This is a genomic window from Mesorhizobium sp. M1217, from assembly GCF_040318275.1.
In the GTDB taxonomy this organism is placed as follows: Bacteria; Pseudomonadota; Alphaproteobacteria; order Rhizobiales; family Rhizobiaceae; genus Mesorhizobium.
In genome coordinates, this window is record NZ_JAMYMA010000003.1 from 65,829 (window position 1) to 81,623 (window position 15,795).

The window sequence follows — 15,795 nt, forward strand, 5'->3', positions numbered from 1 at the left end:
AGGGAGAGAGCCATGGACATCACCTTGCCAGGGGAAGGCGGCGGCCGCATCCGCTACCGGCTTGTCGGCCAGCCGGTGCAGCCTGCGGCCGGCGCGCGGTTCTCGCGCATCGCCTATGCCGCCGCCCATGTGGTCGCCGATCCTGTGGCGATGACCGATCCGTGGTCCCGGCCGGCAGTCGACTGGGACAAGACGATGGCGTTTCGCCGTCACCTTTGGCGGCTCGGCTTCCGCGTCGCCGAAGCGATGGACACCTCGCAGCGCGGCATGGGTTTCGACTGGGCAAATGCCAGGGAATTAATCCGCCGCTCGATCGCCGAGGCGCGCAGCGTCGACGGCGCCGATCTCGCGTCGGGCGCCGGCACCGACCATCTGGCGCCGGGCGCCGCGAGCACGCTCGCCGATGTCATCGCGGCCTATGAAGAGCAGTTCGACTTCATCGAAGGGCTTGGCGGCAAAGCGATCATGATGGCCAGCCGCGCGCTGGCGGCGATCGCCAAAGGCCCCGACGACTATATCGGCGTCTACGACCGAATCCTGTCCCAGGCGTCCGGCAAGGTCATCCTGCACTGGCTGGGCGACATGTTCGATCCGGCGCTGAAAGGCTATTGGGGCAGTAAGGATTTCGAAACCGCGCTCGACACGGTGGTCGCGATCATCGAACGCCATGCCGGCAAGGTCGAAGGCATAAAGATATCGCTGCTCGATGCCGGCAAGGAGATCGCGCTCAGGGACCGGCTGCCCGAGGGCGTGGTGATGTTCACTGGCGACGACTTCAACTACCCCGAGCTGATCGCCGGCGACGGCGACAGGCATTCGCACGCGCTGCTCGGCATTTTCGATGCCATCGCGCCCGTCGCCAATGCGGCGCTGGCAAAGCTGGCCGACGGCGACCGCGCCGGCTATGACGCGCTGATGGTCCCGACAGTGCCGCTGTCGCGCAAGATCTTCGAGGCGCCGACCGAATATTACAAGGCCGGCATCGTTTTCATGGCATGGCTTAACGGCCATCAGGAGCACTTTTCGATGATCGGCGGCATGCAATCGGCGCGCGGCATCCGTCACTATGCCGATGTCTTTCGCCTTGCCGATCAGGCGGGGTTGCTGGCCGAGCCGGAACTCGCCATCGCCAGAATGACAAGCCTCTGCGCAGTAGCGGGTGTCTGATCGCTAGACGTTACAGCGTCTGATCCAAACGCCTGGTTTGGGTGGTTTTGCGATTTGGCTTGTCTGGATAAATCTGTATGCGGTATGCGTCCGGCAACAGAGAAGCCGATCCGGTGCTCCGCCGGCCACTGGCAAAGCTGCCGTTCTGCATTGGGGTGAGTTGATGACCTTCGACCTTCAGGGCAAGCGCGTTTTTGTCGCCGGGCATCGCGGCATGGTCGGCTCGGCCATCCTGCGCAGATTGGCCGACGAGGATTGCGAGGTCCTGACCGCCTCGCGCGCCGAGCTCGATCTTCTCGACCAGGCCGGGGTGCGGCGCTGGATGGCCGACCGCAAGCCGGATGCAGTGGTGATGGCAGCGGCCAAGGTCGGCGGTATCCTGGCCAACGACAGGCTTCCGGTCGATTTTCTGCAGGACAACCTCGTCATGCAGAACAATGTCATCGACAGCGCCTTCCGTAACGAGGTGCAGAAGCTGCTGTTTCTCGGTTCATCCTGCATCTATCCCAAATTCGCGGCGCAGCCGATCTCCGAGGACGCCTTGCTGAGCGGCCCGCTCGAACCCACCAACGAATGGTATGCGATCGCCAAGATCGCCGGACTGAAACTGTGCCAGGCCTACCGGCGCCAATACGGTGTCGACTACATCTCGGCGATGCCGACCAATCTCTACGGCCCGGGCGACAATTTCGACCTCAATTCCAGCCATGTCGTGCCCGCTCTGATGCGCAAGGCGCACGAGGCCAGGCGCGCCGGCCGCAAGAGCCTGGAGGTGTGGGGATCGGGCACGCCGATGCGCGAATTCCTGCATGTCGACGACGCCGCCGACGCCCTGGTCTGGCTGTTGAAGAATTATGCCGGCGACAGCCACATCAATGTCGGCTCTGGGGAAGACATCACCATTGCCGACCTTGCCCGCACCATCGTGTCGGTCGCCGGCGCCGATGCCACGATCACATTCGATCCGACAAAGCCGGACGGCACGCCGCGCAAGCTGATGGACGTATCGCGCCTGTTCGCCACCGGCTGGCGCCCGCGCTACTCGCTGCGCAGCGGATTGGAACAGACCTATGCGTGGTTTCTCCAGCACGTCGAGACCGGCGATCTCCGCCTCGGCGCGGCCTGAGGCCGGTATTGGCGAGCTCGGCATCAGGACTGATGAGCCGGAAACGCCCGCCGATGAGAATACTGACGGCCAATTGACGGATTATCTGGATGGTGGGCGTGACAGGGATTGAACCTGTGACCCCTGCAATGTCAATGCAGTGCTCTCCCGCTGAGCTACACGCCCATCCGAAGCCGCGCATACACCATTTTTGGTTCAGCGCGTCAATAGCGGGAAAAGGGAAAGAATGACCGGCTTGTCGCGTCGGTTAAAGACGCGACAAAAGCGCGTCAGGCGGCCTGCAGCATCTTTTCGACTTCGTTGACGAGGTCGCGCAGATGGAACGGCTTCGATAGTACCTTGGCGTCTTTCGGCGCCTTGGAATCGGGGTTCAGCGCAACGGCGGCAAAGCCGGTGATGAACATCACCTTGAGGTCGGGATCGATCTCGGTGGCGCGGCGGGCGAGCTCGATGCCATCCATCTCCGGCATGACGATGTCGGTCAGAAGCAACGAAAAGGGTTCCTCGCGCAGCCGCTCATAGGCGCTGGCGCCATTGTCGAAATCGCTGACCTGATAACCGGCGCGCTCCAGCGCCTTGACGAGGAACCGGCGCATGTCGTCGTCGTCTTCCGCCAGCAGAATGCGTGCCATCTTGTCCCGTCCGAATCACCCAACCGACAATGCCGTTCGGCAAGCCCGTTAACCATGCTGTATATGAGGAGGCGACGGTAAACATCAAGTGAACGTTGGGCGCACAATCCTGTTTTGGCTTGCGCTTCGGCGGCTGGACATGCGGGCGGCGAGGTGGCACTTTCCTATCATGATGCATTGGTATTTCCGGGTTCGTTCAAATTGAAAACGGCAGCCGAGGATTTTTCGGTCGTTCCACCCTTCGAAATCCGATCGGGCGCCGAACAGCGCGTTCCCTTCCTCTTCAACTCGCCGCATAGCGGCCGCTACTATCCGGACCGGTTCATGGCGATGGCCAAGCTGGACCGCAACGCCATCCGCCGCTCCGAGGACTGCTATGTCGAGGAATTATTCGGCGGTGCCGTCGCGCTCGGGGCGCCGATGCTGGCGGCAAACTTCCCGCGCGCCTATCTCGACGTCAACCGGGAGCCGTGGGAACTCGACCCGCGCATGTTCGCCGAACCGGTGCCATCCTTCTGCAACATCCGCTCGGCGCGGGTGGCCGGCGGGCTCGGCACCGTGCCCAAGCTGGTGGGAGAGGGGCTCGACATCTATTCCGGCCGCTTGCCACTGGCGGAAGCCGTTGCCCGCATCGAAGCGGTCTACAAGCCCTATCACGAGACGCTGAAACGGCTTTTGACCAGAACCCATGCGCGCTTCGGTTATGCCGTGCTGATAGACTGCCACTCGATGCCGGCAAGCATAAGAGTTGGCGACAGCGGATTGCGGCCGGATTTCATCGTCGGCGACCGGTTCGGCATCTCCGCCGCGGCGGCGTTGACCGAGACGGCGATCGGCCTGCTCACCGGCATGGGCTACAGCGTCGCCCACAACAAGCCCTATGCCGGAGGCTTCATCACGGAGCACTATGGCCGCCCGGTGCGCCATCTGCATGCGCTGCAGATCGAGGTCAATCGCGGGCTCTACATGAATGAGCGGACGTTTCAGAGATCAGCTGGTTTCGACGCCCTGGCCGGCGATCTGGCGCGGTTTTCGGCCGAACTGATGGCGATGCCCGATCACAATTTCATGGATCTGCCGCTAGCCGCCGAATAGCGCCGGAATCGCGGTACTCGCCGCTCATGCGGCAGCGTAAAAAAAGACCGCATCGTTTGCACGACACGGTCGAAGTCTAGGGAGGAAACGCCCAAGGAGGGCATGGACAGGAACCCCTGTCCGAGAACAAACGTATTGTGCGCTGCACAAATGTCAAGGCGCGTTCCGGCTTTTTTAATTCACTGTGAAGTGGAAATTGTATTTCCACGATGACTGCGTTGCATTCGAGCAACAGTTGGCGTCGTGCGAAAGGCTCCGAATGCCCTTGTTTCGGCACGAAAGCCCTTGTTTCGGCACAATACCGTAGGCAAACGAGCATCTCAAACATGCTGGAGCGGGAGAATCAGTTGGACATCAGCATCGATTTCATGCGGCGCATTGCGCGTGCCGCCGCAGCCGAGACCTTGCCGCGCTTCCGCAATCAGGGCGCGGTCGCCAACAAGGAGCACGGCAGCTTCGACCCGGTCACCGAGGCCGACCGCGAGGCCGAGCGCGCCATCCGGGCGCTGATATCAGCGCAATACCCCGATCACGGCATCCTCGGCGAGGAGCATGGCAGCGAAAACATCTCCAGCCGGCATGTCTGGGTGATCGATCCGATCGACGGCACGCGCGCCTTCATTTCCGGCCTGCCGGTATGGGGCACGCTGGTCGGGCTGACGGTCGACGGCGATGCCGTCGCCGGCATGATGTCGCAGCCCTTCACCGGCGAGCTGTTCTACGCCAACGCTTCCGGCTCGCATTATGAAGGTCCTGGTGGCCCGCGAAAACTCACGACGCGCAAGACCACAAATCTCGCCGACGCGACGCTGTTCACCACCACGCCGGCGCTGTTCAAGGGAGACGCGCGCCTGCGCTACGACTTGTTCGAGCAACAGGTCCAACTCGCCCGCTACGGCACCGACTGCTATGCCTTCGCCATGGTGGCGGCGGGCAGCGTCGATATCGTTGCCGATCCGGGATTGAAGCCCTACGACATCGTTGCGCTTATCCCGATCATCGAGAAGGCAGGCGGCGTCGTCACCACTTTCGAGGGCGGACCGGCGGAAAAGGGCGGCGACATCCTGGCGGCGGCGACGCCGGAGCTGCACGCAGCAGCGATGGCGGCGCTGCGCGGCTGAGGATCCGTATACCCAAGCGTTTGTTTTGCGCAAATCCGACGGAAACCGTGGTACGGTTCTAAAGCGCGTCGGGTTTGAATCGACTCATGGGAGACGCGCTCGTTTGGATGTCGTTATCGCAAAACCGCTGCGCACTTTTGCGGGACATGCATTAGCTATCGGCAGGCCAAGCGTCCGAGAGACGCAGGCCCCACAAAATGAGCACGAAAGAGATGAGGCCGGTCGGCGCAGACGAATACGCCACGCCTTTGATGACGGTTTCCTGAAAGGCACTTCCGTGGAAGGCTCCGGCCGCCAACGGCATTGTCTCGTTGCCGGCCCCCCAGGCGCTGGCGATCACGTAGGCGGCCAGGATCGCCAAAGCCGAATAGATCAGGAGCCAGAACGCAATCCGCGACATCGCCGCGCCGAGATTGAGCCTAGACCATGTGAGGCCTAGCGCCAGCAAGAGAACGCCCTCCAGGGCGCTGAGCGTGTGCGCGGACAGTCCAAGCCGCGGTGCGGCGAGGTACGGTATTGCAAACCCTTCGAATGACGAAGACAGCAGCAGCGCGACGCCAATCTGCAGTAGCCGATGCCCCTGACGTGACAGCGTGTTCGATGCGTTCATGGTCGTTTTTCTCCCGGTCTCTGCCGAATTGCCTCCAATCTCTTTGGCCGCTACCTAGCGCTCGATGCCTGAACGGGAATAAGGGGCAAGCTGCGCCGGGCAAGCAACCCGCGCAGGCTTTGTTGCCGGGCGCTGGCGAAGCGGTTAAACAGCGTCGCCGGTTCCTGGGATGAAAGCATCGAATGCCGCAAGCAGTTGCTCGCGATAAAGGTCGGCCTCCTGCAGGATCTCGTGGCGAGCGCCGTCGATCATCACTAGCGAGCCGACGCGCAGACGTCTTGCATAGGCTTCGACTGCCCTGGTCGAGACGACCTGGTCGGCGCCGGCGGCGATCATCAGCAAGGGCACCTGGATCTTGGCCATGAAATCCGGGTCGCTGACGATCAAGGACGCCTCCGTGGCCGCCTTCAGCCAGCAGATCGTCGGTCCGCCGAGCGCCAGCTGCGGATAGGTTTCGTAGATCAGCGTGTTGCGCCGATAGCGTTCCGGGTCGCTGGTCAGCTTGTTTATGGCGAAGGGCACCGATTCCTTCGGCCGCGGCCCCCATGCGGCATAGAGCCGGCCAAGGCCGAGAAGGCAGAACAGCGAACAGATGCCGCGAACGGTTTTTACCGAAACCGGAAGGTCAGGCACGGTGAAGAATGGTGCGATCAGCACCATGCGACGTACGCGGTTCGCCATTGAGGGTGCGGCGAGCAGCGCAATCACCGCCCCGGCCGAATGGGCCAGTATGTAGTAGGGTCCCCGGCAATCGGGCAGCACGATCTCTTCGAAGAACTGCTCGAGATCGCCGGTATAGTCGAAAAAGCTTCGGACGTAGCCGCGCTGGCGATCGCCGATCATCCGGTCGGAAGCGCCTTGGCCGCGCCAGTCGAGGGTCGCCACGCCAAAACCCCGGTCGGCAAGGTTGCGAATGGTCTCGAAATACTTCTCGATGCACTCGTTGCGGCCGGTCAGGACGACGACGGTGCCCTTCATCGGGCGGGCAACCGCGGCAAACAGCCCATAGCGGATCTTCTTGCCGTCGCGCGTGGTGAAGAAGCCGCCGGCCGCGTTTTCCGGCAGCGGATTGCCTGGAGTTTCGTAGAACAGGGAGGGCTGGGGGAACAGATCGGTCATACGGTGTTTGCTTGGCGTCGGTGACGGCGTGGGCGCAAGTCAGGCATAAACGCCCATGCGCCAAAAGCAAAGGAATTCGGGACGCCGGGGACGTTGACCCAGGCAGCGAACAAGTAAGGCCGGAAGCAACCTAGGGCGTGCTTCCGGCCTCTGTCGACCCGGGAGGAAGGGACGTTACACCCGGTTCGGCCTCGTCGTGTCGCCTTCTCAGGCGACCTGTTTCTGATCTCGAGAACAGTTTTAATGCCGTCTGGCTGAACGCTCGCCGAAGCCACGGTTCATCCGCCGTTCATCGGCATCGGGACGTGATCAGGGGCCGATGCGGTTCGGACGCGGGCAAATCTTGAAATGCCGTCGCCCGCTTCCCAAATTTGTTATGCGGCCGCCAATGTCGGGGCCGCTGGCCCATCCGGAACGCCGTCACGGGTTTCGCACTGGCCATACGCAAACCTTGTTGCTCAACAGGAGAACACACCATGCGTCACGTTGATTTTTCCCCGCTCTACCGTTCGACCGTCGGTTTTGACCGGCTGTTCACCATGCTCGATTCGCTTGCGCAGCCGGAAGGCCAAACCTATCCGCCTTACAACATCGAGCGCACCGGCGAGGACGCCTATCGCATCTCGATGGCTGTGGCCGGCTTCTCGGAAGATGAGATTTCGATCGAAGCTCACCGCAATGTGCTGACCGTCAAGGGTGAGCGCAAGGAGGAAGGCAATGGCGAAGGCTCCGAACTGCTCTATCGCGGTATCGCCAGCCGAGCCTTCGAGCGCCGCTTCCAGCTTGCCGATCACGTCGAGGTTGTCGGCGCCGCGCTGAAGAACGGCCTGCTTTTTGTCGACCTCAAGCGCAACATCCCCGAAGAGCTGAAGCCGCGCAAGATCGCGATCACCTCGGCTCCGGCCAAGGCCAAGCAGATCGAGGCCAAGACCGCCGCCTAAATCGGGCAGCTAAACTCCCCGGGACGCCAACTCCCCGGGAAAAAGTGGCGGTGCAGCAAATGCGCCGCCCCTTTTTGCTGGTGGTAAGACTTGCTATCCGGCGAGCAGGTAGCCGAAACGGTCGACCTCGTCGGCCGTGGTCGCGAAGCTGGTGACGAAGCGATAGAGAGCTTCGTCCTCGCCGACATGGTTGTCGTAGCCGAGCGGCCTATGCCAGTCGTGGAACACGGCGCCTGCTGCTTGCACTCTTTCGGCCTCGGCCTTTTTCATGACCGCGAAGACCTCGTTCGCCTGCGGTAGCCAGGCCAGCCGGGCTGAAGGGGAATCTTCGATCGCCGCGGCTAGGCGTGCCGCCATCGCATTGGCGTGCCGTGCCGTGTCGAGCCATAGCCCACCCCTGAATAAGCATCGAATTGCGCGGCGATGAAGCGCGATTTCGAGAACAGTTGGGCGGCGCGCTTGCGCAAAAACGCCAATTCCTTGGCTCGCTCGAGGTCGAACAGCACGATCGCCTCGGCGCACCAGCAGCCATTCTTGGTGCCGCCGAAGGAAAGGATGTCGACGCCGTGCTTCCAGGTCATTTCCGCCGGCGTCGTTCCCAGCGCGACGAGCGCATTGGCAAAGCGGGCCCCGTCCATGTGCAGCGGCAATCCGTGCTGCTTTGCAATCGCCGAAATCCTGGCGATTTCGTTCAGCGTGTACACGGTGCCGACCTCGGTCGATTGGGTGATCGAAACGGCCATCGGCCGCCCGGAATGGACGTTTTCGGGTGCGAAACGGTCCACTGCCCGTTCCAGATCGCCGGCATCGATCTTGCCGAGTGCGCCGTCGATTGTATAAAGCCGCGAACCGCCGGTGAAATATTCCGGTGCACCGCATTCGTCCTCGATGACATGCGATTCGCGATGGCAGAAGGAAATGCCGCCTGGCTTGTTGTAGGTAGTCAGCGACAGCGAATTGGCAGCGGTGCCGGTGGCCACGAAAAACACCGCGACCTCGCATTCGAAGATTTCACTGAAGCGCTGGTAAACGGCCTTGTCGAGGACGCCGTCGCCATAGGCGGTGGAGAAGCCGTCGGTATGGGCCGACAGGCCGGCAGCGATACGGGGATGGGCGCCTGCCCAATTGTCGGAAGCGAAAATCATGCGTCTGCCTATGCTGGGAAAATTGGTGCGAGCTTGGCCGCTTTCGCATGCCGGCCGCAAGTGGCAGATGCCGAAAATCCGCTAAAGCCAGCGAAAGCCAGACCGTAGATGCAGCGACTGAAGGTTACGCTGTCGCCGCGTTCCGCGCAATTTTCTGTCGCCAACGCTCCAATAATTTTGTGAATCGGTCTTGTATGCGCTTAAGATTTCTGTCATAAAAATTTAGGACAGTAGTGCTGTCTTATTTTGTCGCACAAAACTGGCCGCATTGGCATATGATTGCGCCTCTACGGCCATTGCCGCGAGCGACAGCTAGACAGCCTGGCTCTGGCCTGTACGAATATCATATGCGAACCATGCGGAAAGCCGCACGGTCGGCAAGAATTTCGCCAGACGTGCCGCAAGATTGAAAGGGGAGCCACGCGCTTCCCGACGGAAACCAGCGCCCGAAAGGGACGGAACGGAGGACAGGACGATGACGGACATGACGCCATCTGCGACGAAGGCCGCGCAGACGAAAGCGGCAGTCGTCAAAAATCCGTCCCTGACCAATATTGGGCGAACCAGCACCGGCTATGCCGCGCACGGCCTCTACGATCCGCGCAACGAGCATGATGCCTGCGGCGTCGGCTTCATCGTCAACATGAAGGGCGTGAAGTCGCATCAGATCGTCGAGGACGGTCTTGCCGTGCTCGAAAACCTGACGCATCGCGGGGCCGTCGGCGCCGATCCGCTGGCCGGCGATGGCGCCGGCGTGCTGGTGCAGCTTCCAGACCGTTTCTTCCGCGAAGAGATGGCAGCCCAGGGCATCGAACTGCCGCCGGCCGGTCAGTACGGTGTCGGACACTGGTTCATGCCGCAGGATGCAGCACTTCGTGCTCACATCGAGGACATCATTGCCGAATCGGCGCAGTCCGAGGGGCTTCCGCTCATCGGTTTCCGTGATGTGCCCGTCGACAATTCGTCCTTGTCGACGGCGCCTGATATCGTGGCGTCCGAGCCGTTCCATCGTCAGATATTCATCGGCCGTACAGCCGACATTCTTGACGACGAGGAGTACGAGGCCAGGCTCTATCTGTTGCGCAAGGTGATATCGGGCCGCATCTACGCCGAGAACGACAACAAGGACATCGGTTCCTACTGCGTGTCGCTGTCGGCGCGCACCATCGTCTACAAGGGCATGTTCCTGGCCTACCAGGTCGGCGCCTATTACAAGGACCTCACCGATCCGCGCTTCGAAACCGCGCTGATCCTGGTCCACCAGCGCTTCTCGACCAACACGTTCCCGTCGTGGAAGCTGGCGCATCCCTACCGCATGGTCGCACACAATGGCGAGATCAACACCGTGCGCGGCAACAACAACTGGATGGCGGCGCGACAGGCGTCCGTCGATTCCGAACTGTTCGGCAACAACATCTCGAAGCTTTGGCCAATCTCCTACGACGGCCAGTCAGACACCGCCTGCTTCGACAATGCGCTCGAGTTCCTGTTCCAGGGCGGGTACAGCCTCAGCCACGCCATGATGATGCTGATCCCGGAAGCCTGGGCCGGCAACAAGCTCATGGATGCCGACCGCAAGGCTTTCTATGAATACCATGCCGCGCTGATGGAGCCGTGGGACGGACCGGCGGCGGTGGTCTTTACCGATGGCCGCCAGATCGGCGCCACGCTCGACCGCAACGGTCTGCGCCCGGCACGCTACATCGTCACCGACGATGACCGCGTCATCATGGCCTCGGAAGCCGGCGTGCTGCCGGTGCCGGAGGAGAGGATTGTCAAGAAGTGGCGGCTGCAGCCCGGCCGTATGCTTCTGATCGACCTCGAGAAGGGCCGCATCGTCTCTGACGAGGAGCTCAAGTCGGAGATTGCGACCAGGCATCCGTACAAGAGCTGGCTCGCCAACACGCAGCTCATCCTCGAAGACCTGAAGCCGGTCGAGCCGCGCGAATTGCGCAGGGATGTCAGCCTGCTCGATCGCCAGCAGGCGTTCGGCTACAGCCAGGAAGACACCAAGCTGTTGATGTCGCCGATGGCGACCACCGGCCAGGAAGCCGTGGGATCGATGGGCACCGACACGCCGATCTCGGCGATGTCGGACAAGTCGAAGCTGCTCTACACCTATTTCAAGCAGAACTTTGCTCAGGTCACCAACCCGCCGATCGACCCAATCCGCGAGGAGTTGGTGATGAGCCTGGTGTCCTTCATCGGGCCGCGGCCCAACATCTTCGACCTGGTTGGCAATTCGCGCCGCAAGCGGCTCGAGGTGCGCCAGCCGATCCTGACCAATGGCGATCTCGAAAAGATCCGCTCCATCGGCCACACCGAGGACCGGTTCGACACCAAGACGATCGACATTACCTATGGCTCGAACGAGGGCGCAGCGGGCATGCAGGGTGCCATCGACCGCTTGTGTGAGCGGGCGGAGGCGGCGGTCGCCGGCGGCTACAACATCATCATCCTGTCCGACCGCCAGGTCGGGCCGGACCGGATCGCCATCCCGGCGCTTCTGGCGACAGCCGCGGTGCACCACCACCTGATCCGCAAGGGATTGCGCACTTCGGTCGGGCTGGTCGTGGAATCCGGCGAGCCGCGCGAAGTGCATCATTTCTGCTGCCTTGCCGGCTATGGCGCCGAGGCGATCAACCCTTATCTTGCCTTCGACACGCTGCTCGATATGCACAAGCGTGGCGAACTGCCGAAAGAGGTGGACGCCTACGAAGTGGTCTCCCGCTACATCAAGTCGATCGGCAAGGGCATCCTCAAGGTGATGTCCAAGATGGGCATCTCGACCTACCAGTCCTATTGCGGCGCGCAGATCTTCGACGCCATCGGGCTGAAGACCGATTTCGTGCAAAAATACTTCACCGGCACCGCGACACTGATCGAGGGCGTCGGACTGGACGAGATCGCGGCCGAGACGCTCAGCCGCCATACCGATGGTTTCGGCAACGACCCGGTGCTGCGCAACAGCCTCGAGGTGGGCGGCGAATACGTGTTCCGCATGCGCGGTGAAGCACACATCTGGTCGCCGGATGCGGTGGCCACCTTGCAGCACGCCGTGCGCCAGGGCTCGTGGGAAACGTTCAAGGACTATTCCGCCCAGATCGACAGCGAGACGGCCCGTGCCCAGACCATTCGCGGCCTGTTCAAGATCAGGCTCGCGGAAGAAACTGGGCGCAAGAAGGTTTCGCTCGACGAGGTCATGCCGGCGGCCGACATCGTCAAGCGGTTCTCGACCGGGGCGATGTCCTTCGGCTCGATCTCCAGGGAAGCGCACACGACGCTGGCGCGCGCCATGAACGCCATCGGCGGCAAGTCGAACACCGGCGAGGGCGGCGAAGAGGCCGACCGCTATCTGCCACTGCCGGGCGGCGGCAAGAACCCCGAACGCTCGGCGATCAAGCAGGTCGCCTCGGGACGCTTTGGCGTCACGGCGGAGTATCTTGTCAATTCCGACATGATGCAGATCAAGGTCGCGCAAGGGGCAAAGCCCGGCGAGGGCGGCCAGTTGCCGGGCCACAAGGTCGACGCGACCATCGCCAAAGTCAGGCATTCGACGCCGGGCGTCGGCCTGATCTCGCCGCCGCCGCATCACGATATCTATTCGATCGAGGATCTGGCGCAGCTCATCTACGACCTAAAGAACGTCAATCCGGCGGCGGACGTATCGGTCAAGCTGGTCTCGGAAGTCGGTGTCGGCACGGTTGCGGCCGGCGTCGCCAAGGCGCGTGCCGATCACATCACCATATCAGGCTATGACGGCGGCACTGGCGCTTCACCGCTGACCTCGCTCAAGCACGCCGGCAGTCCGTGGGAAATGGGCCTTGCCGAGACGCACCAGACGCTGGTGCTCAACGGCCTCAGGTCGCGCGTCGCGCTGCAGGTCGATGGCGGCCTGCGCACCGGGCGGGACGTTGTCATCGGCGCGCTGCTCGGCGCCGACGAGTTCGGTTTCTCGACCGCGCCGTTGATCGCGGCCGGCTGCATCATGATGCGCAAGTGCCATCTCAACACCTGCCCGGTCGGCGTCGCGACGCAGGACCCGGTACTGCGCAAGCGCTTCAAGGGCACGCCCGAGCACGTCATCAACTTCTTCTTCTATGTGGCGGAAGAGGTGCGGGCGCTGCTCGCCGAGATGGGCTACACCCATCTCGACCAGATCATCGGCGACACCGACCTTCTGGAAAAGCGCGAGCTGATCCAGCACTGGAAGGCGCGCGGGCTCGACTTCAGCAAGATGTTCTACAAGCCGGATGCGCCGCACGAGGCGGTGCACTGGACCGAGCGGCAGAAGCATCCGATCGACGACGTGCTCGACCGCAAGCTGATCGAACTGGCAAAGCCGGCGCTCGAAGCCAGGCAGCCAGTCAGCATCGAACTGCCGATCCGCAACGTCGACCGTTCGACCGGCGCCATGCTGTCGGGTGAAGTGGCAAAGCGCTTCAAGCACAAGGGCCTGCGGGAGGACACGATCTCGGTCAAGCTCACCGGCACGGCCGGCCAGTCCTTCGCCGCCTTCCTGGCGCGCGGCGTCTCGTTCGAACTGGTAGGCGCGGCCAACGACTATGTCGGCAAGGGCCTGTCGGGCGGCCGCATCGTCATCCGTCCGCCGGAGAATACGAAGATCGTTGCTGCCGAGTCCATTATTGTCGGCAATACCGTGCTCTACGGCGCGACCGAGGGCGAGGCCTATTTCTGCGGCGTCGCCGGCGAGCGTTTTGCCGTGCGCAATTCGGGCGTCGCCGCCGTCGTTGAAGGCGTCGGCGACCATGGTTGCGAATACATGACCGGCGGTATCGTCGTCGTCATCGGCCAGACCGGTCGCAACTTCGCCGCCGGCATGTCGGGCGGCGTCGCCTATGTGCTCGACGAGGCGGGCGATTTCGCCGAACGCTGCAACATGGCGATGGTCGAGCTGGAGCCGGTTCCGGAAGAGGACGACCTGATGGAAAAGCTGCTCCACCATGGCGGCGATCTCGACCACAAGGGCCGTGTCGACGTATCCGGCGATATGACCAGCCATGACGAGGAGCGGCTCTACCAGCTGATCTCCAACCACGTCCATTACACGGGCTCGGTACGAGGTCGCGAGATCCTCGACGATTGGGCGATTTTCCGGCCGAAATTCCGGAAGATCATGCCGGTCGAATACCGCCGCGCGCTGATCGAGATGGAACGTATGCGCATGAACGTGGCGGCGGAATAGATTTGGAAATTGCCGGGAAGCCATGCGTCCCGGCAACCATCTTCATCAACAATCCTGACCTCGGACTGAAGGTTGCCACGGCTGCCTTATGAGGTTAACGGGTGCGTCGCCAGGCGTGCCTTCCGGACAGCAGGGACTGGACTATGGGCAAGGTAACAGGGTTTCTCGAGATCGATCGGCAGGTGCACAAGTACCAGCCGGCTTCCGACCGCATCCGGCATTTCCGCGAGTTCACGCTGCCGATGTCGGATAAGGAGGTCGAGAAACAGGCGGCGCGCTGCATGGATTGCGGCATTCCGTATTGCCATGGACCGACCGGCTGCCCGATCCACAACCAGATCCCGGACTGGAACGACCTCGTCTACAATGGCGACTGGGACAACGCGATCCGCAACCTGCATTCGACCAACAATTTTCCGGAATTCACCGGCCGCATCTGTCCGGCACCTTGCGAGGAAGCCTGCACGCTGAACCTCGAGGACATTCCGGTCGCCATCAAGACGATCGAGCAGGCGATTGCCGACAAGGCCTATGAAACCGGCCATATCCGGCCCTATCCGCCGGAACGGAAGACCGGCAAGCGCGTCGCGATCATCGGCTCGGGGCCGGCCGGCATGGCGGCCGCCCAGCAACTCGGCCGCGCCGGCCATGACGTTCACGTCTATGAGCGCGAGAGCCGGCCGGGCGGGCTGATGCGCTACGGCATCCCCGACTTCAAGATCGAGAAGCATTATATCGACCGGCGCATCGAGCAGATGCAGGGCGAGGGTGTCAGCTTCCATTGCGGCGTCAATGTCGGCGTCGACAAGCCGGTCGCCGAACTGCTCGCCGAATACGACGCAGTGCTCTATTGCGGCGGTTCCGAAACGCCGCGCCCGGCCAACATCCCGGGCGACGATCTCGACGGCGTGCACGACGCGATGCCCTATCTGGTGCAGCAGAACAAGCGCATCGGCGGCGAGCCGATCCAGTCGGTGGCATGGCCGTCGCGCCCGATCGTCGCCGGCGGCCAGCATGTCGTCGTCGTCGGCGGCGGCGACACTGCCTCCGACTGCGTCGGTACCGCCTTCCGCCAGGGCGCGGTGCGCGTCACCCAGCTCGACATCCGGCCGCAGCCGCCGGAAAAGGAAGACAAGCTGTCGGTCTGGCCCTACTGGGCGACCAAGATGCGCACCTCATCCTCGCAGGCCGAAGGCGCCGAGCGCGAATTCCAGGTGGCGACGCTTGAATTCATCGGCGAAGACGGCCAGCTGACCGGGGTCAAATGCTGCGAGGTCGACGAAAAGCGCAAGCCGATCGCCGGCACCGAATTCGTCATCCGCGCCGATCTCGCGTTCATCGCCATCGGCTTTGCCGGGCCGGCCGCTCGAGGGCCGGTGTCGGAACTCGACGGGCAGATGACGATCGTCACCGACAGCCGCCGTTCGAAGAACGTCGAGGCCAATGACCGCGATTACAGAACCAGCGTCGAAAGGCTCTATGCGGCTGGCGACGTGCGGCGCGGCCAGTCGCTGGTCGTCTGGGCAATCCGCGAGGGCCGCCAGGCGGCGCGCGCCATCGATGAGGCTCTGATGGGATCGAGCGTGCTGCCGCGCTGAGTCCGTTCCGAAACTCTACAGAAAGAGTCGCCGGT

10 protein-coding genes, 1 tRNA gene and 1 pseudogene are annotated in these 15,795 nt (G+C 62.6%); 7 read left to right on the top strand and 5 right to left on the bottom strand.

The window, feature by feature from the left end; all coding sequences use genetic code 11:
• The first annotated feature begins 12 nt into the window (after positions 1–12).
• Together NKH37_RS05540 and fcl are read left to right on the top strand one after the other, a co-directional pair.
• Positions 13–1,167: a dihydrodipicolinate synthase family protein gene (locus NKH37_RS05540; RefSeq protein ID WP_353004718.1), complete on the top strand. Its 1,155-nt coding sequence runs from the start codon at positions 13–15 to the stop codon at positions 1,165–1,167.
• Positions 1,168–1,330: 163 nt separating this feature from the next.
• Positions 1,331–2,293: a GDP-L-fucose synthase gene (fcl, locus tag NKH37_RS05545; protein WP_023719065.1), complete on the top strand. Its 963-nt coding sequence runs from the start codon at positions 1,331–1,333 to the stop codon at positions 2,291–2,293.
• A gap of 90 nt (positions 2,294–2,383) precedes the next feature.
• Here the strand turns inward: fcl and NKH37_RS05550 are convergent.
• Both NKH37_RS05550 and cpdR read right to left on the bottom strand, forming a co-directional pair.
• A tRNA-Val gene (locus NKH37_RS05550) sits at positions 2,384–2,458 on the bottom strand.
• 104 nt (positions 2,459–2,562) lie between these two features.
• The gene (gene cpdR / locus NKH37_RS05555) at positions 2,563–2,925 is read right to left on the bottom strand and encodes a cell cycle two-component system response regulator CpdR (RefSeq protein WP_006199474.1); all 363 of its coding nucleotides are present in this window, start codon (positions 2,923–2,925) and stop codon (positions 2,563–2,565) included.
• 153 nt (positions 2,926–3,078) lie between these two features.
• On the opposite strand from cpdR, the gene NKH37_RS05560 reads away from it, so the two are divergent.
• Positions 3,079–4,020, top strand: a complete 942-nt coding sequence (locus NKH37_RS05560) for an N-formylglutamate amidohydrolase (protein WP_352665531.1) — start codon at positions 3,079–3,081, stop codon at positions 4,018–4,020.
• 347 nt (positions 4,021–4,367) lie between these two features.
• Complete coding sequence (gene hisN / locus NKH37_RS05565) at positions 4,368–5,141, top strand: histidinol-phosphatase (RefSeq protein ID WP_353004721.1); 774 nt, start codon at positions 4,368–4,370, stop codon at positions 5,139–5,141.
• A gap of 151 nt (positions 5,142–5,292) precedes the next feature.
• Here hisN and NKH37_RS05570 read toward each other — a convergent pair whose 3' ends face one another.
• Entirely contained in the window at positions 5,293–5,751 is a 459-nt protein-coding gene (locus NKH37_RS05570; protein WP_353004723.1) for a styrene oxide isomerase, read from the bottom strand.
• 144 nt (positions 5,752–5,895) lie between these two features.
• Positions 5,896–6,870 carry an alpha/beta fold hydrolase gene (locus tag NKH37_RS05575; RefSeq protein WP_352494701.1) on the bottom strand — a complete coding sequence of 325 codons (975 nt, stop codon included), beginning with the start codon at positions 6,868–6,870 and terminating at the stop codon, positions 5,896–5,898.
• Between the two features lie 476 nt (positions 6,871–7,346).
• On the opposite strand from NKH37_RS05575, the gene NKH37_RS05580 reads away from it, so the two are divergent.
• A complete protein-coding gene (locus tag NKH37_RS05580) occupies positions 7,347–7,811 on the top strand; it encodes an Hsp20 family protein (RefSeq protein ID WP_023675381.1) in 465 nt (154 codons plus the stop codon).
• A gap of 93 nt (positions 7,812–7,904) precedes the next feature.
• Here the strand turns inward: NKH37_RS05580 and NKH37_RS05585 are convergent.
• Positions 7,905–8,956: pseudogene (locus NKH37_RS05585) on the bottom strand (threonine aldolase family protein).
• 475 nt (positions 8,957–9,431) lie between these two features.
• On the opposite strand from NKH37_RS05585, the gene gltB reads away from it, so the two are divergent.
• Complete coding sequence (gltB, locus tag NKH37_RS05590; RefSeq protein ID WP_353040843.1) at positions 9,432–14,162, top strand: glutamate synthase large subunit; 4,731 nt, start codon at positions 9,432–9,434, stop codon at positions 14,160–14,162.
• Positions 14,163–14,305: 143 nt separating this feature from the next.
• Positions 14,306–15,760, top strand: a complete 1,455-nt coding sequence (locus tag NKH37_RS05595; RefSeq protein WP_352465855.1) for a glutamate synthase subunit beta — start codon at positions 14,306–14,308, stop codon at positions 15,758–15,760.
• Positions 15,761–15,795: the final 35 nt, after the last annotated feature.

Bases quoted from the DNA above. Each gene is read 5' to 3' on its own strand.
- NKH37_RS05540 (WP_353004718.1), top strand. From the start codon at position 13: ATGGACATCACCTTGCCAGGGGAAGGCGGCGGCCGCATCCGCTACCGG.
- fcl (WP_023719065.1), top strand. From the start codon at position 1,331: ATGACCTTCGACCTTCAGGGCAAGCGCGTTTTTGTCGCCGGGCATCGC.
- cpdR (WP_006199474.1), bottom strand. From the start codon at position 2,925: ATGGCACGCATTCTGCTGGCGGAAGACGACGACGACATGCGCCGGTTC.
- NKH37_RS05570 (WP_353004723.1), bottom strand. From the start codon at position 5,751: ATGAACGCATCGAACACGCTGTCACGTCAGGGGCATCGGCTACTGCAG.
- NKH37_RS05575 (WP_352494701.1), bottom strand. From the start codon at position 6,870: ATGACCGATCTGTTCCCCCAGCCCTCCCTGTTCTACGAAACTCCAGGC.
- NKH37_RS05580 (WP_023675381.1), top strand. From the start codon at position 7,347: ATGCGTCACGTTGATTTTTCCCCGCTCTACCGTTCGACCGTCGGTTTT.
- gltB (WP_353040843.1), top strand. From the start codon at position 9,432: ATGACGGACATGACGCCATCTGCGACGAAGGCCGCGCAGACGAAAGCG.
- NKH37_RS05595 (WP_352465855.1), top strand. From the start codon at position 14,306: ATGGGCAAGGTAACAGGGTTTCTCGAGATCGATCGGCAGGTGCACAAG.